The following is a 20,837-nucleotide window of genomic DNA, read 5'->3' as shown; positions in this document are numbered from 1 at the left end:
CCAATGCGCATGTCCACGGAGACGTCGCCATGCGTAGTATGACAGCGCGTGAAGCCGGCTCGCAATGAACCAACCGCCAACTGTGTTTTAGGGAGCTATTGCGGCTCGACTTCATCGAGCCGGCTTGGAGCCAACCTGGTCCATCGTTCGTCAAACGTGGAGCTCGCTGCGTTGACGATCGCAGCCGGGGGGGGGGGGGCGTGAAGCGATACGACCGCGTATGAGTCAAGTAACCGAGCACTGAGCGGCGTGACGCTGAAACCAGCGCTGGCTTTTTGTTCTATAGCGGAGCTGCATCGATCAGCTCGCAATACTGCCAGGTCGGTGGGTCAGCGTTCATACCGGCGGCATCGTTTTGCGGGAAGCGCCACCCTCAGGAACCCAGCAGTTCACCAACAACCGCTGCTGTTGGCTCTGCGTTCACATATTCCGGGCTCCCGAATATCCGTGTCCCTCGAGCGCGCCAATCGTCGCCGTCACATGCCGAATCGTCCGCTGCAGCAGTCCGACGTCTATCGGCTTAACGAACGAATCGTCGAAGCCGCTTTGTATCGCGCGTTCGCTGACCTCCGAGCCGCTGTATCCGCTGAGCGCGATCAGGTACGGGCGCTTGTCGCCGAGAATGTTTCTCGCCCGCCGCGCCACCTCGAAGCCGTCGATACCAGGCAACCCGATATCGACGATGGCTACCGTGGGCGTTTCCTTCACCATCGCGTCCAGCCCGCTTGTGCCGTCCGACGCCGTCGTGACCGCATAGCCGAGCGATTCCAGCAACGCGGCAGTCGCCGCTCTTACGTCTTCATTGTCTTCCACCAGCAGGATGGACACGTCTTGATCGGGAAAAAGAGAAAAGTGATCCGTGACCGGCACCGGCTGTTCGGCGGGCGCCCTCGAAAGAGGCAACTCCACAACGAACTGACTTCCTTTTCCCTCGCCTTCGGACTGTGCCACGAGCGTGCCGCCGTGCAGTTCCACCAAGCGGCGCGCGAGATTCAGGCCGATGCCGAGTCCGCCCTCGGAGCGGTCCAGTGGCGCGTTTACTTGCGCGAACAATTCGAAGATCGATTCGAGGTAGCGAGCAGGAATCCCGCGTCCATTGTCCTCGACGGTGAGAACGGCTCTGCGTTGCGCGTCGTTCCCGTTCGCGCACAGACGCATGCGAATGCTGCCGCCGTGGTCCGTGAACTTCACGGCGTTCGACAGCAGGTTCGCGACGACTTGCTGCAAGCGCGTGGCATCGCCGTTCATCGCATAATCGCCTGGCGCGAGGTCGATGACGAGCGAATGCCCCTTCGTCTCGAAGTCTCTCCTCACCGAGTACGCAGCGGTTTCGATGACCATGCGCAAATCGATCGATTCGCGATGCAGCCGGATCGCGCCGCGCGAGACCCGCGACGCATCGAGAAGATCGTCGACCAGCCGGGTCAGCGTACCGATCTGGCGGTTGATGAGCGAGCTGATCTCCTGCGGCACGCCCGTCGCTGCGTCGCTCAAATCAATAAGCTGAAACGCCGACGCGAGACCGGCCAGCGGATTGCGGAGCTCATGCCCGAGCATCGCTAAGAACTCGTCCTTCCTGATGCTCTCGTCCTTGAGACGGGCCGCAAGCGCGAATGCCTCCTCGCTGAGCCTTCGCAATTCCTGGTTGGAGTTCTTTAACTGCCGGCTTCGACGAATCAGCTCCGACTCACTGTCGACGTGCTCAATTCCGCGTTCATTCGACTGGTCATATGACGCCGCAGTGCGTTTGTGCACTTCCGCCACGAAGTCGGTGACGTTTTCGACCCGGTGGATGATGGCCGCTACCGAGCCATCCTGGCTCAGCAGAGGAATATTGATGGGACTCCAGTAGCGCACGATGAACGCCCCGGTATCGCTCGAGCGATCGGGTACGTCGTAGCGCTGCAGCGCCATCGCGTCGGTGCGGCGCAGCCGGACGACACGCTCTAGGGACGCGGCGAGCACCTCCGTCGCGTTTGTTTTCTGATCCGTGGGATCGTCAGGAAACGCATCGAACACCGGGCGGCCGATCAGATCGTGGCGATCGCTGATCGTTTCGCGCAGATAGGCGTCGTTTGCATCGAGGATCGTATAGCCGTCGTCGACAGCCAATAGAAGGCAGGGACTAGGAAGCAGCTTGAAGACGATACTATACGTGTCGGCTGATAGCACTCGGCCTGTGTCCATTGTGATAGCGTCCTCCCGGCCCCCGTAAATGCATGGCGCAATGCACGATCGGAATTCTGTTAGCAGCGAACGTGCCACGGCACGCTCACCTGGCACACCTGGCTTCGTCGATGGGGTGCCGACGCGTTGAGGCATGTCGACTAACGTTGTACTTTCTCAAAAAGCGCTCGATTGAGGGGGCGTCGAGCGGCAAGTTGCCCCGCGCCCGACGTTCCCGCCCTATGTCGCGTCCGAATCGCGGGGATTCAAAACATTGCTAACTCCACGCGAGAAGTGCTATTCACGAGCGTATCCGGTCGCCGCGTGACGTGGGTCGCCTGGGGAAAAAGAGGACATGGCAATGGGAAGGGCAACCTAGCCAGTGACGCACAGCGACCGGCGTCCTTTGCTGCGAAGGAAAGGCCGGTGGTCGATCGCCGCCTCTGTGCGCACCCGAGACGCTACTTCTTCGGCTTGCCTTTGCCGGAGCTTTCGCTCATGCTGAACCGGCTCATCCCAACACCTAGTATTGGCGGAGTGCGCGGGCGGAAACAAGAAGGCGTGCACCAACGACCTTTCCTTACTTCGCGTACTATGGATCACCCGTGCCGCTGATTTCCGGTGACACATCTGGAGAACGGCATGCATAGCCAACAATTCTGCTCGCGGCTCGACAGCGCTTCGCAGCGAGCCACGCGCGAGTCTTTCGAAGTCTCTCCTGCTCCTGATGCGCGCTGGCGCCGGGGGCACCGTGACAACGAACGAGCATGAGCTGCTGCAAGGCTCGTCGACGGACCATCGGATCGCGGATTGTCACCGCATGATTGAAGCGCAGTCAGAGCGCCTGGCTAAAGCAATCTTTAGCGGTGCCGACCCGACTCAGGCACGTGTCGTCTTGTATTGTCTCAAAGGCAGCCTGTCGGCGCTCGAGGCCTCGAAAGCCGCGATAGCGCTCGACGTACGTGCGTCAATTCACCAGAGCCTGTTCGGAACTCCCAACAAGTCGAAAACCAAATAGCGTGCGGGCCCGAGCCTAAGACATCAAGGTGCGGCTCAGTTGCAGTCTAATCGGCGACGGCCTGTGTCCCGTTTCCGCCTGAAGAGCGGTTCGGCAGTCTTCCGCGCGTTGTGCCGGCTGCCGGGCCACGATGGCGCGAGCATCGTCCCTCGACACGCGGGTGAGCCACAGTGGCATTGATAGAGCCGCTTGAGGGCGGCCGTCCGGCGCCCTTCGACGAACAGTCGATAGTCAATGAGCAGCTCTTCGCCTGGCTCGATGTTACGCAGCGCGTGCAAATTGACGCGACTGCCCTGCTGCTCCGTCTCGCAGTTCGGCGCGCAGCTGTGGTTCACCCGGCGCGCCGAGTTTCCGCCTTGCCCGCAGTCGATCACGCGTCCATCGTCTAGATCGAAGAAGAACGTGTGGCCTGCCTCCGCGGCCGAGCGCTCGTACTGGCGCTGTGCTTCCTTCCAGCTCAGGATCTTGCCTTTGTACTCGAACAGCACATCACCGGCGTTGATGCGCGTGAGCGCGAACACGCCCCGGCCATGAATGGGCGACAAACGGACAGCGGTGCGACGCATCGGCATTGAATGTGTAGAAGCGAAAAAATGTGTCGCGGTCAGGCCTGCGGCGTTGAATGATCGCTCAACGCTGTACTCGAGAAGCATATGCCCCGATCGACTGACCGCCCTATCAAGCGCAAGCCGCCTCGCGGTACGCTGGCCCGCTATCGGGACCGAATCGTCGAGGTGCTCGGCGAAGCTCGCGGACAGCGTGTCAAGATCCGCTCCGTCTACGGACGGTGAGCGGCGTACGGCCGTGAAGCTCATCAATCGTCTGCCGCTGGATAACCCTTTTTTGACGCGCGCGCGAGCGTCGCTCGCCGAGCAAATTGCAATGAGGAACTCAATGTTGGCGACTTTCGACGAAGAAGAGGTGCGCGAGCGCGCCTACCGTCTATGGGAAGCAGACGGCCGATGGGAAGGGCGCGATGAGCACTATTGGTATCTGGCCATACAGCTTCTCGAAGAGCAGGCCCAGCTTACTGGACAAATGTCCAAAACCATCGCCGCTTCACCCTCGGCGCGGGAAGGCGACGTGCGCGCTTCGAAGCAAGTTGCCCCCGATCCCGACAGATCGTCAGGATTAGCAGAAGTGGGAGCCGGCATCGATAGCCGCATGCAGACAAGCGCGACGGGCGCCGCAAAGAAAGCGACAACTACCAAACGCAAGGCGGCTGCTACAACAGTCGGCCCGGCTGCAGGAGGAAAGAAAAAAGCGGCGATGTGAAGCGCTACTGCTGTGATGGTCCCAAGCGCAATGTCGCCCTGCGGCCCCCGGCACAGCGACCGTCGATTGAGGACTGCGCCCGATACTGGAGCGTTGTTCTTCCTTGATGGCATGTCCAGGGCCGCGTGTCGGGCGCACGGTCAATGAACGATCTTCGCCGGGGTATGTGCGTTCCAGTTCGCCGCAAGCCGCCGCCGTGTCGCCGTGTACAAGAGCGAACTGGCCGCCAACACCGGGCATCGGGCCTGCGGGGAGATAGCCTACGCGTCAGGCATGAGGATTGTTGACCTAGGGGTTTCCTCCTCGTCTTTCTTTCTCTCGGCGAATGGAGCAGTAGCCCGCCTCTGCCCCCGAGCGCGAGCTCTTTTTATTGTAATCTCCGGTTCGCCACCTAAGCTAATACTGCGTCCCCTTGGCGAGACGCATCGTGGATGTTAAGGATTCGGCCCGTCCCAAGTCCAGGCGGGCTTTTCTTCCTGCTCCCACCGCAATCCGCGCCCACGACTGCACAAGACCGATATGCGGACATAACGCCTAATGTCTCCGGTCTGTAGATCGCGGTTGTTGTGGCTGCCCTTTTATTTCGGGTGTGGCCCAACAACGACAAGCTCAACGCGCACCGATCCGAATCGCGATGTGCCGACGTAAAGTCAAGGGTATGCCGACGGGGCCTCACCTCTCGCAGCCGACTGCGTTAGCTTGAATGGGTACGCCGCGTTTTCTATTTTTAGGATTGCGACTCATCGAAGTAGATTGATTGTGGAGTGGCAACTGCGCTCGGTGGACGAGAACAGGCGGACCAAAGAAAAACCCGCTCAGTTGAGCGGGTTGAATCCATATCGGTGGACATGGAGGAGACAACCCCAGTATAAACCCTTAGCGCTCAACTGCAAGTCCTCTTCAACGTGTCTCACATAGGCAACGGCTTACCGTGCTTTCGCTCCCCAGGCGCAACGCTTGCGTAATCCAGTGCGGGAGGCGCCGCCATGAAAGCGACTACATTCTTGGAACAAGCCCAACGGGAAGCCCAGCTCGTCGATGCGCTGCTCGTTGCCCGATACGCCCTCGTCATCCATGACGGCATGACGCCGGTAGGCGACGATGATCCGCCGTCGCGCTAGCCCATGCGCTTCGACCGCGAACTGCAGTGCATCGATGCAGCCCTCCAGATGGCCGGGATTGACACGACGCAGGCGCTTCATCCGCCGAATCTCTATTGGAAAGACCACGACGCTGATGGCGGCGGTGGTTTGCCACCGGGCGGGGACGACTGAGATGGGGCGCTGGAGCGGTTCACGAGCGACACGCGTGCGCTCACCTGACGCGCTGCCTGGCGAAATGCCCCGGCTGATCGAGCCGCAGCTGGCGACGCTGGTTGAACGTCATCCTGGCGAAGGCGACTGGTCCTACGAGATCAAGTTCGACGGCTATCGCATGCTCGCGCGCATCGAGCGGGGCAACGTGAGGCTCGTGACGCGCAATGGGCACGACTGGACGGAGCGCATGCCGCGGCTGTGCGCAGCACTTGAGGCCATACCGGCCGATACCGCATGGATTGACGGCGAGGCGGTCGTCCTTGATGCGACGGGTAAGCCCGACTTCAACGCACTGCAAACCGCCTTCGACCGGCGCAGTACGGCCGATATCGTCCTGTTCGTCTTCGATCTGCTGTGGCTCAACGGCGCCGACCTCCGCGAACAGCCGCTGCGTGCGCGTCGAGCACTACTGCACCAGTTGATGCAAAGTGACCCTGCCTCCTTTCCACGTACAGCAAATTATGCAGCGATCATCCTAGCCTCGTAATCGACGGGAGTGGAGAAATCGATAGAGGTGTGCAGGCGTTGTCGATTGTAGTAGCCCTCAATCCAGTCGACGATATCCAGACGAGCCTGAGCGCGGGTTTCGTAGCGAACCTGATAGATTCGCTCGACTTTCAGGGTTTTGAAGAAGCTTTCCATTGGCGTTGTCCCATGCATTAGCGCGACGGCTCATCGAAACGTTCATCTTGAAGTCGGCGGCCAGTTTTCGGTACGCCCGACTTGCATATTGACTTCCGCGATCGGAATGTAACAACAACCCTGGCGGGGGCTTACGGTGCCAGCACGCGCCGCGCAGTGCCTGGCAGACCAGTTCCGCGTTGATGCGCTCTGACATTGACCAGCCTACGATGCGTCGGCTTGCCAGATCCAGAATGGCAGCTAGGTATAACCAACCTTCGCCGGTCCTGATGAAGGTGATGTCGCTGACCCAAGCCTGATCGGGCTGCCAGCCGTCAAAACGACGATCAAGCAGGTTGGGAGCCACCGGTAAGCGGTGTGTCGAATCCGTCGTCACCCGATACGGGCGTTTATAGACCGGCCGCAGCTCTAAGCGTTGCAGGCTACGGCGTACACGCTCAGCGCTGGCCGGCTGGCCCTGGATCCTTAATTGCCTTACGATCCGAGGACGGCCGTAGCTGCCGCGACTGGCGCGATGAATCGCTGCCACCTCCCGATCAAGCGCGGCGTTGGCCTGCGCTCGCTGACTTGGCCCGCGCTTACGCCACTGGCAATATCCGCTGCGCGACACCGTCAGGATGTGACACAGCCGAGTAACACTGTACTGGTCGCGGTGCTCGTCGATCCATGCGTACTTCACCGCGACCCCTTCACGAAGTACGCCGTCGCTTTTCGAAGGATCTCGATATCAAGTCGCGCACTGGCGAGCTCTTTGCGAAGGCGGCTGTTCTCCGCCTCCAGTTCGTTGACCGGGCGCGTCGGTCGCGTGCTCTTCACTTCGTGACTGTCGACCTCGCCGATACGTTGAGCAGCGCGACTGCGTCGACTCCAATTGCCCAAGGTTGCCACGGGCACTCCAAGCCTACGCGCGGCTTCGTGCTGCCCGACTGATTCGGCAAGCCTAATGGCCTCGACCTTGAACTCGTCCGTGTACTGCCGCTTTGGCACTAGCTTCTCTGACATTAAAACCTCCGTACAAACAGAAATTAGCAAATTCCTGCTGTACGTGAAATCGAGGCATGGTCAAAGCGTCGAGAATCCGCTCCTGCGCTATTCCGACGATTTCGCCCAGGATCCGGCTTCACTCGTCGCCTCGGCGTGCAAGATGCAGCTCGAAGGCATCATTGGCAAGCGGGCCGATGCGCCCTACCGGTCCGGACGCTCGAACGACTGGATCAAGCTCAAGTGCACGCTGAGACAAGAGTTCGTGGTCGGCGGCTTTTCGCGTGTGAAGGGCGCGAAATCAGGCGTGCGTTCGTTGCTGCTGGGCGTCTACGAGCCAGATGGCATGCTCCGGTATGCCGGCCATGTTGCGCCTCACCTCACGCCCGCACGAAGTGCTGCCTTCAGCAAGCGCGCGCAGGGTTTGCAGCAGGGCCAACCGGCCTTCTATAACGCGCCGGAACCCGAGCGCGATCGCGAGTTTTACTGGCTCAAGCCGGACATCGTGGCGGAGGTCGCCTTCCTCGAATGGACGCCCAATGGCGAAGTCCGCCATCCGGTCTTTCACGCGCTGCGCGAAGACAAGCCGGCCCGTGCGGTGACGGAAGAGAAGGTCATCGACAATCCGTGTGTGGAGGGTCTTCAGCAGATCGGCTCGACGCGCGAGCGGCCCGGGCCGCGCGGGACGGTCATCGTCGGCGACATCAAGATCAGCAATCCGCAGCGCGTGATGGATCAAGCATCAGGGCACACCAAGCTCGACATCGTGCGTTACTACGACGCTATCGCCGAGTGGGCGCTGCCCTATCTACATGCCCGCCCCCTTGCGCTCGTACGCGCGCCCGACGGCATCGCCGGCGAGCTGTTCTTCCAGAAGCACTCCGAGCGCGCGCGCATTCCCGGCATCCAAGAATTGCCTGTGAGTCTGTATCCGGGACACAAGCCGCTGCTGGTGGCGAACACCGCCGACGCGCTGATTGGACTCGCTCAAATGAGCGTCGTCGAGATTCACTCATGGAATGGCGCGGCGCCTGATCTGGAGTATCCGGATCGGGTCATCTTCGATCTCGACCCGGATCCTGCGTTGCCGTGGTCGGCCATGCTCGAAGCGGCAGCGCTCGTGAAGGTGGTGCTAGATGAGCTGGGATTGCGCTCGTTCGCGAAGACCAGCGGCGGCAAAGGCTTTCACATTGTCGTGCCGCTCAACCGGCGACAGGGGTGGGATGAGGTCAAGCTGTTTTCCCAGGCGGTCGCCCAGCATATGACACGCGTGGTGCCGCAGCGTTTTTCAGCGGTCCTCGGTCCGAAGAACCGCGTGGGCAAGATCTTCATCGACTACCTGCGCAACGGTCGGAGCGCCAGCACGGTGGCCGCGTTTTCCGTGCGCGCACGCCCCGGCATGGCGGTGTCGATGCCGGTCTCATGGGATGAATTGAGTGACGTGAAAAGCGGCGACCAATGGACGATGGCACAAGCCATCCACCGACAACGGACGCTCACCACCGATCCGTGGGGAGGCTACTGGCGCACGCGGCAAGGAATCACCGCCGCGATGCGCCGGGCGGTCGGCATGAAGCGCTAGGGAAGTCGCAATCTCACGCTGGCGAATCAAACGCTAGCCACGCGCTTCGGTGCCCTTGAGCTCGCCATGTTTATGCGAGTGCGTCGCGCCGTATTTGAGTTCATAGTGCGCGCCCTTGCCAGTGCGCGTGGGCGGGAAGTGCTCACCCTCAACACACGTCACCTCGAAGGTGTCTTGTCCATCGTCGTGAACTACGGAATAGATACCCGACACCTTGACGATTTCACCGGGCTTATACGAGTTGTCACCTGCCATCGTCGCATCTCCTGAGAAAATAACAATGACCGACGAGCAAGGAGCGTTCCGAGCGTTTCCGGCCAAACGTCGCCGGCCAAAGCATCACCGCTGGTCGCCACTACGCCCCCTCTACGCCGCGAGTCGATGCTCGTAGTACGGCCGGTCTCGATCTTCCAAAATGGCATCGAGCGCGGCGAGGTCGGACGCCTGCGGATGCAACCAGGCGTCGACATGCTCTCGCTTGATCGGGACGATGCAGCGATCATGGCCCGCGGCTTCGACCTCGGCCGGCGGCTCGTCGGTGATGGCCGCGAACGACAACAGATCCGGCTGAGCCGGCGCCGTCCACCTGGACCACAGGCACGCGACCATCAGCAACTGGCCGTTGTTGGGACGAAACTCGAGGACGACGTTCTCGCCCGGCGCCTGCGGTCCGGCATGCGTTTCAAATAAGGTGTTCTCGCACTTCGCGCGCATGACGTTCTCATAGAAGACGTCGACGAGCAGCAGGCCGTGCGTATGGCCAAAGCACGGCTTCCAGAACTTGTCCAGGCTGTCGCGCCGCGCGTTGTACGTGCCGGGAAATTTGATGTCGTAGTTCGCAGGCTTGCCCGCTATGCGGCATTGATAGCGCATCGGCTTAACGACATACTGCCCGTCTTCGACCACAAGCACCGGCGCATAGTAGCCGGGAAAAATGCGCGAATCACGCGGTTCCGGCTCGCAACGATCGAGATCGGTGAGGCGCCGTAGCGCGGCATCGATCTTGTCCGTGGCAATGCGCTTGCTCTCGGTTGCCGCTTTGGTCACCTTCGTCTGCAGCGACCGCTCTGCATCCGCCAGCCGTGTGCGTTGCTTGAACAGATCCTGTTCGAGCCGGGTTGCCTGCTCCGCGTTGAACCGGTCAATGAACGTCTTGATCTGACGCTCGTCATCGGTCGCGGGCTCACGAGAAGCGTCTTCCATCGCCTTGGGGATCTTGGCCTTGCTGCCTTCAGCGCGTTCCCAGAAGAGTCGCGTGAACTCGCGAATATCCATCTGCGCGCCGAACAACTTCACGTACCGACGGTAGTCGGCCTGAATCTGTGCTGAATAACACATGCGTGAGGTCCCCCGTTGGTGCCGTCGTGCTGTTGCGGATCCGTGGCTGCGGTGCACCGTTCCCGGTCGCATCGATGCCGATCTTTCACAGCGCCTCTTTGCACAGCGCGAGCATCTTCTTGATGACGGTGCACCCATAGTTCAATTGCATATCGCCGGTAAAGAGCGCCTGCACATTCGACTGGCGCACCGCGATCCCGGCGCCCTTTAGATCTTGCTTTGCGATTCTGAGCGCCAGCTGCCCGAGCCGTACGCGATCGAGCCAGTCCATCCAGAGGTGGTTACGCCGAAGCCGGATGCGGCAGCTCTCCACCACATGATCGACTCGCCACTCCTGCGTAAGCGAGCGCGACGCCGCGACGGTTGCAACCAGGAAGCACAGCAGTTCCGCACGCGCTTGCGCCACTTCGTTGATATCTGAGTCAGCCATAGGGTGGTTGTTCCTTTGGGTTGTTCGTTCAGGTTGTTCCCTCTCGTCCTTCGTTTCTCGATGTTGACCGCGAGGCGCGTTCACGCCTGGTTGATTGCAAGTGCGGACACGGACGCGAGAATCAACGCCTGTTCCTGCGCGGCTCCGCGGGTCGGACCACGCTGGCCGGAAGTCTTACCGATCCGCCCTTCGAATGGGCAATGGGCTCCAGCATACGCATGCATGCGCCGACGCTGGCAAAAAAGGGCGCAATTCCATGTTGCAGATTTCGATGTAAAGTACTGTACATCCATACAGTACTTATGCAAAATGGCGGCCCTGCCCAAACATGTCGAGTCCATTCATCCCGGCATCTGGACCTATACCCGTGAAGTACATAGTTTGAGGGCGAAAAGCGTGAAGGCGTTCTGCGGTGGGGTCGCCAAGGACTCTCCGTTTCGATGTATGCATACATCGAACTACATCGTTTCGGTTATCGGCTGTTCAAGCTCCGAGGATCTTTCGTATTGCACGCGCGAAGCCGACATCGAACACTGTCCGACCGTGTTCGTTCACGATCTCGCCATGGCTGCCTTCGTGTAAGCCATGTCTTTCGAGGTAGTCGGCAGAGACCGCCTTCCCCAGCGCTTCAAGTTCTGAAGGAGTGAGCTGCGCGTTGTGGCCGTTCGTCGTTGTTGGCAACGCGATGGCGGCTCCTGACGCGCGCACACCGATTGGGCGTCGATCCACGACGACTTGAGCGTGGGATTTCAGAAGGTTGACCTCGGCCCGGAGCTTGTCTCGCTCCCCGATGATTGCTTGCATGATGGAGCGGATCGCGGGGTCGTGAATACGCATGAGGTATTCGTGGCTTGCCAGCGGTTTCGATGGTCGAAGTGTCGGGGGCCCGGCATACGTCGCCCAGGCCAAAATCAGCTTGCGGTAGTCTGCCGATTGCATGTTGTAGAGGACGCGCCCCTTTAGGATGCCTTCCGCCTCCGCCAGGCGACCGATGGTTGAGAGAGAAAAATCGCGCGAGCCTGATTCCTGATGCCTGCGACAAATGTCGTGCAGCGCTTTTAGCCGAGCAAGCCGATGGGCGCGACCACCCTTGGCGAGCAGCGTGCCGAGAAGCACATTCGGGTGGTCGAATGTCACGCTGTTCATGCTTGCGACTCGTCGATTGTTTGAGGCTTGCGCTTAAGCATGCTGGCGGCATTGCATTCCGGCAGAAACGTGGCGAAATCAACGCCAAATCGCTCGCTCAGACTCCGGCCGGCGTCCATCAGGTTGATGACCTGCCGCGTTCCCAGCATTGGATTAGCGGGGTTTATCTGCCGCGCGAGACGGCGCATGAATGCATTGCCAACGCGGAGTTGCTCTTCTTCGCCCAGCGTCATGAAGACGGGCGCAAGGTGATCGCGATAAAGCACGGCATCGAGCAACTGACTACGACGGAAGACTGCCTTGCCTGCATCGAGATCCGGATAGAGCTCGACGTCGTCGCAAACCCCAGCGAGCTGAAGCAATTCCGATTCGGTCTCTTCGAACGCGATGTGCACATCGCTCGCGGTGCCCACCGCCACCAGTTGAGTAGAGTCTTCGACGGCCCGGTCGAGCGCAGCCTTGCAGCGCTCAATGAGCCGCCAACAAGCGGTGAGATCTTCCGCGAAGTCGTTGAATCGCTTCATCGACCCTTCCCACACGCGCTCAGCCTGCCGAAAGGCATCGAGATGAAGGAAGATCTTGCCAGCGTCTTCAGCGTCAGCCTTCTGCTTCTTTAGGTCGAGAAGCATGCGTTCATTCACGAGGCAAGCATTGCGGGCCTCGTCGAAATGGTAGGCGATCGTGTTGAAGTGCGCGGCGAGCGATGGAAGGTAGTGAGGCTCCGTCACAAACCAGCGGCATCGAACGCAGTTGCGATTCCCTCCCGGAACAGGAGCGTGCTTTGCGTTGCCAACGGCAGTCCCCGGCAAAACCATCGGACCTCCGTTATGGCATCCGCCAATCGACCGATTCTCCATCGAATCGCTGGCATTTCCTCCAGCGAGGCACAGGCCGTGGTGCATTGGCATCCAGCCCAACGCGTTTCTTGCCGCTGGATGCTCAGGGATTGCATCGGCAACACTGCTCACACTATTGCAGATTGCACTTCGGACAAGTTCGTCGTGTGCAGTATCGAGCAAGAAGTTCTGAATGCTCGCATTCTTATTTGCATCCAGGCGAGCCTTCGCATCGAGCAGGACGTCGCGAATATGGGTGGCTCCAGGCTTGGTGTAGTACAAGGTCATGACCAACCGGCTATGACCGACAAGCTTCTGCAGCACAGGGAACGGCACCTGTCCTTCCAAGGCCAGCGCAGTGACAAGGGAGACTCGCAAACTGTGAAGTGGGAAGAACGTCCTCCTCTTGGTCTGGGGCGGCAGCAGCCGAATCGGTGTTCCGTTGTGGTGAGTCTCGGAGCGCCCGGCGAGCCGTGACTCGAATTCCTTCAGCAAATAAAACCAGCACGAATTGAGCGCCTGATCCTGAAGCGGGAAGTTACGCATTCGTGCCGTCGGATATTCTGGCAATCGGAAGAGAAAGCACGCGTCAGGATAGCGCGCCAACTGAAAATCAGTCTTGGCGATGATATGTCGACGATCAAGTTCTGCCCATGAGGTCCGACGCGAGATGGGGTTGTACTTCTGTTGCCAGTTGCGCAGCTTCTCGATCCAGTAAAAAACATTCTGGTGAACCGCTCCGCCTTGCATCCACGGCAGCAAATAGCCCTTCTCTGGCCCTGACTTCGAAATATCGGCGGTCTTGTTCGTGTTGATATACAGGACCGCTAGTGCGTCCTCGCTGCTGCTGCGATCAAAGTCGCGCCGGAACACACCCTGCTGTAACGGTCGAGATTCGCTTCCTTCTGCAATGTCGCTGCTGTTTCGTTCCCAACGTCCTGCCGCATAGCGCCAAGTGTCTGCCTCTCCGGAGTCAAGTACACGGACCTGGCTAGTTCGTAACGGCAAGATAAGCTTCACAAGCAGTGCAACCCATCGGACCGGACTCCACATCTGCAACACTTGACCACCGCGATAGTTTCGACTCAGCTTGCGTATGCGCCAGACGCAATCCGGATCGTCGCGATCAATCTCGTCTTCGGTCACGTCGAGCCAATCAGGCGCGCTCGCACCCATATGGCCGATCTTGCTCCCGAGTGCACCATGTGCCCATTGCCAATCGCGAAAATGAGGTCCCGCCGCCAGCATCTGCCGAAGTTGGTCGATGTAGCCATAAGGCAGCGGTGAATAAACGCTCTCGCCGCGCTTCGGCAACCCCGCTTTCGACATACGACGTACCGGGTTGTGATAGCCCTGCATTAATACGGCGTTATCGTTGTTACCAATCTGACTGAAATGCCGAAGCAACACAAACTGCAGGAAAGCGTGAATAAGATTGTTCGCGCTGATGCCCCAAGGAGAGTCAGGACACGCCGTTCGGTGAAATTCTGGAACCTGTGTCGTTTGCGCTAGGAATACACTCGGGTCCAGCGGCAGGCTCTGCAGGATGAGGTAGCGCTCGAAGAAAGTCGATAGGGCCTGCAGCCTTTGGTATAGACCATGCGTTTCCCCACCGAGCCACTCCAAGGCGAAGCCTCTCCAGGCTGCAAGTTCTGGATAAAACTCCAGCACCCAGGCCAGGGTTGCATCCGAATCGCGTCGCATGCTGCGCTCGGTCCTTGCCGCCTTGCGACGCGCCTTGGGCTTAGTTGGAGAGGTTTTGTACATGTATTTGCTCGGTCACGTGGAGATGTGGCTAGTCAGATGAACGGACCAAATCCGACAGGGGCGTCGCAAGAAGTCCATCCAGCCGGTGCGCCGCTTGCTGAAGTGCTTCTCGGGCTTCGCTAAAGCTTGCTTGTGTGTAGATCTCCTGGCTCTCGATCGATGCGTGATGCATGAAGCGGCGAATCATTGGCTTGTCGATTCCCGCGTGCTTCAAACGCTGGCCGTAGGCGTGTCGGTGCCCGTGCGGAGTTGTGCCAAGCGCCTTACCAACTTCGAGGCCAATTCGCTTGCACGCGGCCGCGTGAGCCTTGTTGTATTGCGTGAGGGTGTATATCGCACCATAGGGTTCTCGCCGCAGGTTCACGAAAGCGAACGGATGATCCCGATCAAAATGCGCAAGCTGCTTCAAATAGCGATGCCACAGTTCCAGAAACCACTCGCCGTACTTCGGCACGAACCAGTACGCCTGCTTGTAGTAAGGACCGTCGTGCATACCGCCTTTCCAGCCAGCATGCCGTCGGTCCATCAAGTCTGTACGCGGCACAAGGCCGAAGCGCTGGCCGAGGTATTCTGCCCGGTTCGATTTACGCGGTCGCCCTCGCTCGTCGCACCAATCAGCAGGCGCGGTCCCGTAGTGCGGATGGTGGATAAGGACCTTGGCTTGACGCGGGTCTTGGGGATCTGGAAATACGTCCTGCACGTAAAGGTGAAAAGGCTCCGACTCTCGAAATCCCGCGCCATGGAGCAGTAGCGTGATCAAGATGCCACGATAGTCGTAACGATCGCCGTTACGAAAGCCTTTGAAGAGCAACGCTTCAAAGTGACGTTCTGGAAAAGCTGGCGGCTCACCTCGCGCGACCTTCGGGATGCTCCGGTAGCGAAGCCAATATCCTGTGGCGCGCGCTGTGGCATTCGATGCCCACGTATGCCCAAGGAAGGCCTTGCTTCTACGGTATTGGTAAGCGGCTTCATCGATCTGTCGATCGAACCTGCTGCCGACGTAGCGAGGATTGACGCTGGCTGCTTCGGGACGAACTTGACCATGCCTCGATTTCACGTACAGCAGGAATTTGCTAATTTCTGTTTGTACGGAGGTTTTAATGTCAGAGAAGCTAGTGCCAAAGCGGCAGTACACGGACGAGTTCAAGGTCGAGGCCATTAGGCTTGCCGAATCAGTCGGGCAGCACGAAGCCGCGCGTAGGCTTGGAGTGCCCGTGGCAACCTTGGGCAATTGGAGTCGACGCAGTCGCGCTGCTCAACGTATCGGCGAGGTCGACAGTCACGAAGTGAAGAGCACGCGACCGACGCGCCCGGTCAACGAACTGGAGGCGGAGAACAGCCGCCTTCGCAAAGAGCTCGCCAGTGCGCGACTTGATATCGAGATCCTTCGAAAAGCGACGGCGTACTTCGTGAAGGGGTCGCGGTGAAGTACGCATGGATCGACGAGCACCGCGACCAGTACAGTGTTACTCGGCTGTGTCACATCCTGACGGTGTCGCGCAGCGGATATTGCCAGTGGCGTAAGCGCGGGCCAAGTCAGCGAGCGCAGGCCAACGCCGCGCTTGATCGGGAGGTGGCAGCGATTCATCGCGCCAGTCGCGGCAGCTACGGCCGTCCTCGGATCGTAAGGCAATTAAGGATCCAGGGCCAGCCGGCCAGCGCTGAGCGTGTACGCCGTAGCCTGCAACGCTTAGAGCTGCGGCCGGTCTATAAACGCCCGTATCGGGTGACGACGGATTCGACACACCGCTTACCGGTGGCTCCCAACCTGCTTGATCGTCGTTTTGACGGCTGGCAGCCCGATCAGGCTTGGGTCAGCGACATCACCTTCATCAGGACCGGCGAAGGTTGGTTATACCTAGCTGCCATTCTGGATCTGGCAAGCCGACGCATCGTAGGCTGGTCAATGTCAGAGCGCATCAACGCGGAACTGGTCTGCCAGGCACTGCGCGGCGCGTGCTGGCACCGTAAGCCCCCGCCAGGGTTGTTGTTACATTCCGATCGCGGAAGTCAATATGCAAGTCGGGCGTACCGAAAACTGGCCGCCGACTTCAAGATGAACGTTTCGATGAGCCGTCGCGCTAATGCATGGGACAACGCGCCAATGGAAAGCTTCTTCAAAACCCTGAAAGTCGAGCGAATCTATCAGGTTCGCTACGAAACCCGCGCTCAGGCTCGTCTGGATATCGTCGACTGGATTGAGGGCTACTACAATCGACAACGCCTGCACACCTCTATCGATTTCTCCACTCCCGTCGATTACGAGGCTAGGATGATCGCTGCATAATTTGCTGTACGTGGAAAGGAGGCAGGGTCAACTTCGCCCAACCAATTGAAGAAGTCGCTCAAATGGATGATGATGCGTGCCGCGTCGTGCGGCGAGCGAGGTGGCCAGCAAAGGCCCGTGGCGTCGATTCCTGTTTCGCGATTGAACGTTCCTGTGTACAGGCGCTTCGCGAAATTCTGAAACAGTTGATGAGGGTCGCGTTCGGCGGGGTTAAGCTGAATGTACTCAAGAAAGAGCCGCACCGATCGCGTCACCTTGCGCATCCATTCCAGACTGCGATCGTGGCTTCTATGGAGGAAATAATCAATCAGCGGCTCGAGTATCCCCGTCGCCGCGACCAGGGCGGGGATCTCAGTATAGACGCCGGTTTCGTCCGTGAGGACCTTAGCTCTGATGCTGCCGAACATCACTCGACAGAAATAGCAAACACCTTACGCACGCATTAAGTCACCACGTTGACAGTTGTAAGTCATCGCTGCTCCCGCATCGACTCACCGATAAGAGGGCCGCGCCGGCGCGCACTTCGCTGCGATAAAAAAGCTGACGGCGGATAGCGCGGAGACAAGTAACACCGTCCATTCGACGGCGACATACCCATGCGTCAGTCCCCAGATGCTCGCCGCTGCGATGGGCGCGATGCCCTTCGCAATGTTCGACGGAAACGACAGCATGCCGCTGATCGCGCCGTAGCCCTCCGTCCACAGAAACTGCTGGACGATCGTGCCCCGCAGGATCGTCATCATTCCGTTGGCGGCGCCATAGCAGAGCGCGAAGATCCACAAAAGCGCAGCGGATTTGCCAGCCACGATCAGGACGACCGTCGAGACGGGAAAGAGCGTCACTACGATGAAACCAACTGTCGTGATGGTGACCTTGCGATCGAATGCGAACCAGACCGCGCGGGCGATGACTTGCGCGGGTCCGATCAGCGCCATGGTGATGACCAGAACCGTGTTGGTGACGCCGCGCTCGACCATCAACGGAACCAGATGAAATGTGAGCGCGGCGAAGGTCGCGTAGTAGGTTGTGAAGCACAGCGCGAGCGCCCAGAAGGTAGGCGTGCGCAGTGCACGTCGCGTCGCCGCAGCATCGACCGCCATGCGCTCCGCGCTCCGCTGGGAAGCGTTCGGGTCGATTCGTGAAGAGCGGTTCGCGACGACATGAATCGGCAGGCAAATGATTAGGTTGCACGCGGCCAGTGCGACAAGCGCGAGACGCCACCCGGCCACATCCACGAGAAACTGCGTGACCGGAATGAAAACCGTGCTCGCGAATCCCGCAACGAGCGTCACCAGTGTGATCTTGGTCTTGTATCGCAGCGGATAGCGATGCGTGAGCACGGCAAAGAGCGGGTCATAGAAGGTCGCCGCCATCGACAAGCCCAAGCCGATCCACGCTACGAAGAGAACCGTAAGCGACGAAGTGGCGGACCACATCAGCAGCATAGCTGCCGCGATCAGCGATCCAATGGCCATGACCCGACGTCCGAGCCCGTGGTCGATCCATTTGCCCACCGGATACGCCGCGAAACCCGAGACCAGCAGTCCGAGCGAGAGGGCCGCATTCGTGGACGTTCGGCTCCAGCCCATCGTCTGCTCCATGGGTACGACCAGCAGCGAAAACGAATAGTAGACCGAGCCCCACGACACCAGTTGGGCGAGCGCGAGCGCCCAGGTGGCCAGTGATTCGGCGCGATCCGCCGAATTACTCGACTTCATTGTCGTCGGTGTCGGCGTTCTGTGTGCTGTACTCATGGCTCATTGCTGCATTGGCGAGGGTGGAAACTGATGCCGGGGCGTTCTCTTTACGCTCGCTGTACCGGTCGGTCAGGTAATCTGAGCGGTCGCGCACGAGCAACGTGAATTTATAGAGCTCCTCCATCACATCGACCACGCGGTCGTAGTACGGCGATGGCTTCATGCGTCCGTCCTCATCGAACTCTTGAAACGCCTTGGCAACGGAGCTCTGGTTGGGAATGGTCACCATCCGCATCCAGCGGCCAAGCACGCGCAAAGCGTTCACCGCATTGAAGGATTGCGAGCCTCCCGACACCTGCATGACCGCTAGCGTGCGCCCTTGCGTCGGCCGGATGCTACCGGAATCGAGCGGCAGCCAGTCGATCTGATTCTTGAACACGCCAGTCAGTGCGCCATGTCGTTCCGGGCTGCACCACACTTGGCCCTCGGACCAGATGGACGCTTCGCGCAATTCGACGACCTTTGGGTGGTCTGCGGGCACGCTGTCGGCGAGTGGCAGGCCATGCGGATCAAACACTCTGGTCTCAGCGCCGAACTGCCGGAGGATGCGTTCAGCTTCAAGCGTCAGCAGCCTGCTGTACGACGTGGGTCGAAGTGAACCGTACAGGAGGAGGATTCGGGGCGGGTGCTGCGAAATCGCATGCGCCTCAAGCTTCGCGAGATCGGGTATGTCGAGATGCGAGGCGCTGACGTGCGGCAGGTCATTGATCATATTGATGTGCAGTTACAGGTGGCTCGTGTTGACGTCCGACTTGCCAATCCGGAAGGCTCCGCAACAAAAGTGGCGTGCGGACATTAGCGCCGACGCTATCGACGAAGCCAAACTGTCTTCCGCCCCGTTGCGCGTTTCAGCGACTCGCGCTTCGTCCCTCGTTAGAAGTCCAACACCGTTCGTGTCACAAAACCGAGCGAGTCGCGATCCCTCGTACCGGTCGTTTAATCGGTACAGCGCGCCTGACAGGCTATGCTCCCTGCGGCCATTCACCAGAAGCGCATAGACCTTGAATCCGTCGTCAGAGAGGCGGTTGCGTGTTTGCAGGAGCGGGGCTTGCCAGTTACAGCGCGGGACCTGAAACAGGGTTGGCACATCGAGTAACAGGACAGCAGCGGCTGTTGTGCCGCCCAAGACAAATCGCATCAAGTCCTCATGCCCGCTTCGAGCCGCGGTTAAATCCATTGCTTCCGCGAACTGCCCGGCCTCCCGGCCAAGCGATCGTAAGAGTGCATCGATCAAGGTTGAGGTGGACATGCTGACTGACTGCAAAGCAGCGGGTACATTCGATCCAGTGATGGTCCTGAGTCTCGCGTTGCAGGACTTCCGTGCCGGGCGCAATCGAAGCGCGATCGCAGCCGTCATCGGGTTGCAGCGCGAGCCAGAGGAACCAACCCACAACGAGGGTGCCGTGATGTCAACATTGTCCATGACTGGACTCCAATTAAGTGCCATCCCGCGCTCGCGCGAGCTACAGGGTAATGGCACGCGACATGAGTACCGCACTGGCCGGACACAGGGTGCAAGCCTGTTGCGTCATTAGAATCGTTGGGGGCGCCGCCTCGCGCATGACGGCCCTGAAACCAGTCTTCTCGAAAAAGGCCGAGGTGTCCGTCGTGAGCAGCCATGCAGTGCGAGCACCTGCATCGAATGCCTCGTGCAGCAATACATTTAGCAGGTGGCGACCGATGCCCAAGCCTCGATGCCCGGACGCGACGACGATCGAACGGACGAGCGCATCACTACCGTACCGTTCGAATCCACCGGAGCCGATGTGTACACCGGCTAGCGTGCTGAGCGTAAAGAATGCGCGTCCGGGCTCGGACAGGTCATCGACCGGTAGTTCGGCATCCCTCATAGTCTGCACAAAGGTGGCGTCGTCGCCCGGGATTGCCCGGGCGACGAGGAACGGTACGCCATTCTCCTTTAGCATCTCGCGCTCGGGCGCATGAGCCAGTACGTCAACAACAGCGTCCGAAGGTCGGCATAGACGTGTGCCGCGCGGCGTCACGACAATCGGTCGATTGATCAGGATCGGATGGACCAGCATCGCGTCAATCAGTTGCGCATCGGTCAATGCCGCATCGTCGAGTCCGAGTTCCGCATACGGCGTGCCTTTGATCCGGAGTATGTCCCTGACCGCCAGTCCGGTGTCCGTGATGATCCGTTCGAGCGTTGTGCGATCCGGTGGTGTCTTCAGATACTCGATGACGCATAGGTCTTCACCGGCTTCGCGCAAGATAGCGAGGACATTGCGCGACGTACCGCAATCGGGGTTGTGGTAAATGATGATGCTCACGCCCG

General features: G+C 59.7%; 18 protein-coding genes and 1 pseudogene. 5 read left to right on the top strand and 14 right to left on the bottom strand.

Annotation, left to right across the window (positions count from 1 at the left end; all coding sequences use genetic code 11):
- Positions 1–420: 420 nt before the first annotated feature.
- Positions 421–2,265: an ATP-binding protein gene (locus P9220_RS19840; protein WP_309767054.1), complete on the bottom strand. Its 1,845-nt coding sequence runs from the start codon at positions 2,263–2,265 to the stop codon at positions 421–423.
- Positions 2,266–2,917: 652 nt separating this feature from the next.
- Here P9220_RS19840 and P9220_RS19835 point away from each other — a divergent pair.
- Positions 2,918–3,184 carry a hypothetical protein gene (locus tag P9220_RS19835; RefSeq protein ID WP_309767052.1) on the top strand — a complete coding sequence of 89 codons (267 nt, stop codon included), beginning with the start codon at positions 2,918–2,920 and terminating at the stop codon, positions 3,182–3,184.
- 35 nt (positions 3,185–3,219) lie between these two features.
- On the opposite strand, the gene P9220_RS19830 is transcribed toward P9220_RS19835, so the two are convergent.
- A complete protein-coding gene (locus P9220_RS19830) occupies positions 3,220–3,999 on the bottom strand; it encodes an SET domain-containing protein-lysine N-methyltransferase (protein WP_309767050.1) in 780 nt (259 codons plus the stop codon).
- On the opposite strand from P9220_RS19830, the gene P9220_RS19825 reads away from it, so the two are divergent.
- The gene (locus P9220_RS19825; protein WP_309767048.1) at positions 3,989–4,459 is read left to right on the top strand and encodes a DUF2934 domain-containing protein; all 471 of its coding nucleotides are present in this window, start codon (positions 3,989–3,991) and stop codon (positions 4,457–4,459) included. The two genes, P9220_RS19830 and P9220_RS19825, sit on opposite strands and share 11 nt — an antisense overlap.
- Before the next feature lie 926 nt (positions 4,460–5,385).
- On the opposite strand, the gene P9220_RS19820 is transcribed toward P9220_RS19825, so the two are convergent.
- Positions 5,386–5,661: a hypothetical protein gene (locus P9220_RS19820; RefSeq protein WP_309767046.1), complete on the bottom strand. Its 276-nt coding sequence runs from the start codon at positions 5,659–5,661 to the stop codon at positions 5,386–5,388.
- 106 nt (positions 5,662–5,767) lie between these two features.
- On the opposite strand from P9220_RS19820, the gene P9220_RS19815 reads away from it, so the two are divergent.
- A complete protein-coding gene (locus tag P9220_RS19815) occupies positions 5,768–6,262 on the top strand; it encodes a hypothetical protein (RefSeq protein WP_309767045.1) in 495 nt (164 codons plus the stop codon).
- Here P9220_RS19815 and P9220_RS19810 read toward each other — a convergent pair.
- Positions 6,235–7,419: pseudogene (locus P9220_RS19810) on the bottom strand (IS3 family transposase). The gene P9220_RS19815 and the pseudogene P9220_RS19810 sit on opposite strands and share 28 nt — an antisense overlap.
- Here P9220_RS19810 and ligD point away from each other — a divergent pair.
- Positions 7,361–8,980: a DNA ligase D gene (ligD, locus tag P9220_RS19805; protein WP_309767044.1), complete on the top strand. Its 1,620-nt coding sequence runs from the start codon at positions 7,361–7,363 to the stop codon at positions 8,978–8,980. The pseudogene P9220_RS19810 and the gene ligD sit on opposite strands and share 59 nt — an antisense overlap.
- A gap of 33 nt (positions 8,981–9,013) precedes the next feature.
- On the opposite strand, the gene P9220_RS19800 is transcribed toward ligD, so the two are convergent.
- From P9220_RS19800 to gmtY, 6 genes are all read right to left on the bottom strand, one after another.
- Positions 9,014–9,235 carry a hypothetical protein gene (locus P9220_RS19800; RefSeq protein WP_309767042.1) on the bottom strand — a complete coding sequence of 74 codons (222 nt, stop codon included), beginning with the start codon at positions 9,233–9,235 and terminating at the stop codon, positions 9,014–9,016.
- A 111-nt stretch (positions 9,236–9,346) separates the two neighbouring features.
- Positions 9,347–10,318: an SOS response-associated peptidase family protein gene (locus P9220_RS19795; RefSeq protein WP_309767236.1), complete on the bottom strand. Its 972-nt coding sequence runs from the start codon at positions 10,316–10,318 to the stop codon at positions 9,347–9,349.
- 85 nt (positions 10,319–10,403) lie between these two features.
- On the bottom strand, positions 10,404–10,748 hold the full coding sequence (locus P9220_RS19790) for a hypothetical protein (RefSeq protein WP_309767040.1): 345 nt from the start codon (positions 10,746–10,748) through the stop codon (positions 10,404–10,406).
- 483 nt (positions 10,749–11,231) lie between these two features.
- Complete coding sequence (gene gmtX / locus P9220_RS19785; protein ID WP_309767037.1) at positions 11,232–11,894, bottom strand: gamma-mobile-trio protein GmtX; 663 nt, start codon at positions 11,892–11,894, stop codon at positions 11,232–11,234.
- Positions 11,891–14,497 carry a VPA1269 family protein gene (locus P9220_RS19780; protein WP_309767035.1) on the bottom strand — a complete coding sequence of 869 codons (2,607 nt, stop codon included), beginning with the start codon at positions 14,495–14,497 and terminating at the stop codon, positions 11,891–11,893. The genes gmtX and P9220_RS19780 overlap by 4 nt, the downstream gene beginning before the upstream one ends.
- A gap of 28 nt (positions 14,498–14,525) precedes the next feature.
- Entirely contained in the window at positions 14,526–15,656 is a 1,131-nt protein-coding gene (gene gmtY / locus P9220_RS19775) for a gamma-mobile-trio recombinase GmtY (protein WP_309767034.1), read from the bottom strand.
- Between gmtY and P9220_RS19770 the strand changes: the two genes are divergently transcribed.
- A protein-coding gene (locus P9220_RS19770) for an IS3 family transposase (RefSeq protein WP_309766881.1) occupies positions 15,598–16,784 on the top strand; the annotation gives its coding sequence in 2 pieces (ribosomal slippage) (positions 15,598–15,892 and positions 15,892–16,784; 1,188 coding nt in all). The genes gmtY and P9220_RS19770 overlap by 59 nt on opposite strands.
- Here the strand turns inward: P9220_RS19770 and P9220_RS19765 are convergent.
- The 4 genes from P9220_RS19765 to arsN2 form a co-directional block, all read right to left on the bottom strand.
- The gene (locus P9220_RS19765; RefSeq protein ID WP_309767031.1) at positions 16,757–17,191 is read right to left on the bottom strand and encodes a hypothetical protein; all 435 of its coding nucleotides are present in this window, start codon (positions 17,189–17,191) and stop codon (positions 16,757–16,759) included. The genes P9220_RS19770 and P9220_RS19765 overlap by 28 nt on opposite strands.
- A gap of 84 nt (positions 17,192–17,275) precedes the next feature.
- Positions 17,276–18,502, bottom strand: a complete 1,227-nt coding sequence (locus P9220_RS19760) for an MFS transporter (RefSeq protein WP_309767030.1) — start codon at positions 18,500–18,502, stop codon at positions 17,276–17,278.
- Positions 18,489–19,253 (bottom strand): arsenical resistance protein ArsH, encoded by a 765-nt coding sequence (arsH, locus tag P9220_RS19755; RefSeq protein WP_309767028.1) that lies wholly within the window; start codon positions 19,251–19,253, stop codon positions 18,489–18,491. The genes P9220_RS19760 and arsH overlap by 14 nt, the downstream gene beginning before the upstream one ends.
- 751 nt (positions 19,254–20,004) lie before the next feature.
- A complete protein-coding gene (arsN2, locus tag P9220_RS19750) occupies positions 20,005–20,832 on the bottom strand; it encodes an arsenic resistance N-acetyltransferase ArsN2 (RefSeq protein ID WP_309767026.1) in 828 nt (275 codons plus the stop codon).
- Positions 20,833–20,837: the final 5 nt, after the last annotated feature.

Origin of the sequence: Caballeronia sp. LZ016 (assembly GCF_031450805.1) — a bacterium.
Lineage (GTDB): Bacteria > Pseudomonadota > Gammaproteobacteria > Burkholderiales > Burkholderiaceae > Caballeronia.
This window is presented reverse-complemented; position numbering and strand designations above follow the sequence as displayed.

Coding starts and splice junctions, on each gene's coding strand:
- P9220_RS19830 (WP_309767050.1), bottom strand. CDS start 3,999: ATGAGCTTCACGGCCGTACGCCGCTCACCGTCCGTAGACGGAGCGGAT.
- P9220_RS19820 (WP_309767046.1), bottom strand. CDS start 5,661: ATGAAGCGCCTGCGTCGTGTCAATCCCGGCCATCTGGAGGGCTGCATC.
- ligD (WP_309767044.1), top strand. CDS start 7,361: ATGGCCTCGACCTTGAACTCGTCCGTGTACTGCCGCTTTGGCACTAGC.
- P9220_RS19800 (WP_309767042.1), bottom strand. CDS start 9,235: ATGGCAGGTGACAACTCGTATAAGCCCGGTGAAATCGTCAAGGTGTCG.
- P9220_RS19795 (WP_309767236.1), bottom strand. CDS start 10,318: ATGTGTTATTCAGCACAGATTCAGGCCGACTACCGTCGGTACGTGAAG.
- P9220_RS19790 (WP_309767040.1), bottom strand. CDS start 10,748: ATGGCTGACTCAGATATCAACGAAGTGGCGCAAGCGCGTGCGGAACTG.
- gmtX (WP_309767037.1), bottom strand. CDS start 11,894: ATGAACAGCGTGACATTCGACCACCCGAATGTGCTTCTCGGCACGCTG.
- P9220_RS19780 (WP_309767035.1), bottom strand. CDS start 14,497: ATGTACAAAACCTCTCCAACTAAGCCCAAGGCGCGTCGCAAGGCGGCA.
- gmtY (WP_309767034.1), bottom strand. CDS start 15,656: ATGGCCTCGACCTTGAACTCGTCCGTGTACTGCCGCTTTGGCACTAGC.
- P9220_RS19765 (WP_309767031.1), bottom strand. CDS start 17,191: ATGTTCGGCAGCATCAGAGCTAAGGTCCTCACGGACGAAACCGGCGTC.
- P9220_RS19760 (WP_309767030.1), bottom strand. CDS start 18,502: ATGAAGTCGAGTAATTCGGCGGATCGCGCCGAATCACTGGCCACCTGG.
- arsH (WP_309767028.1), bottom strand. CDS start 19,253: ATGATCAATGACCTGCCGCACGTCAGCGCCTCGCATCTCGACATACCC.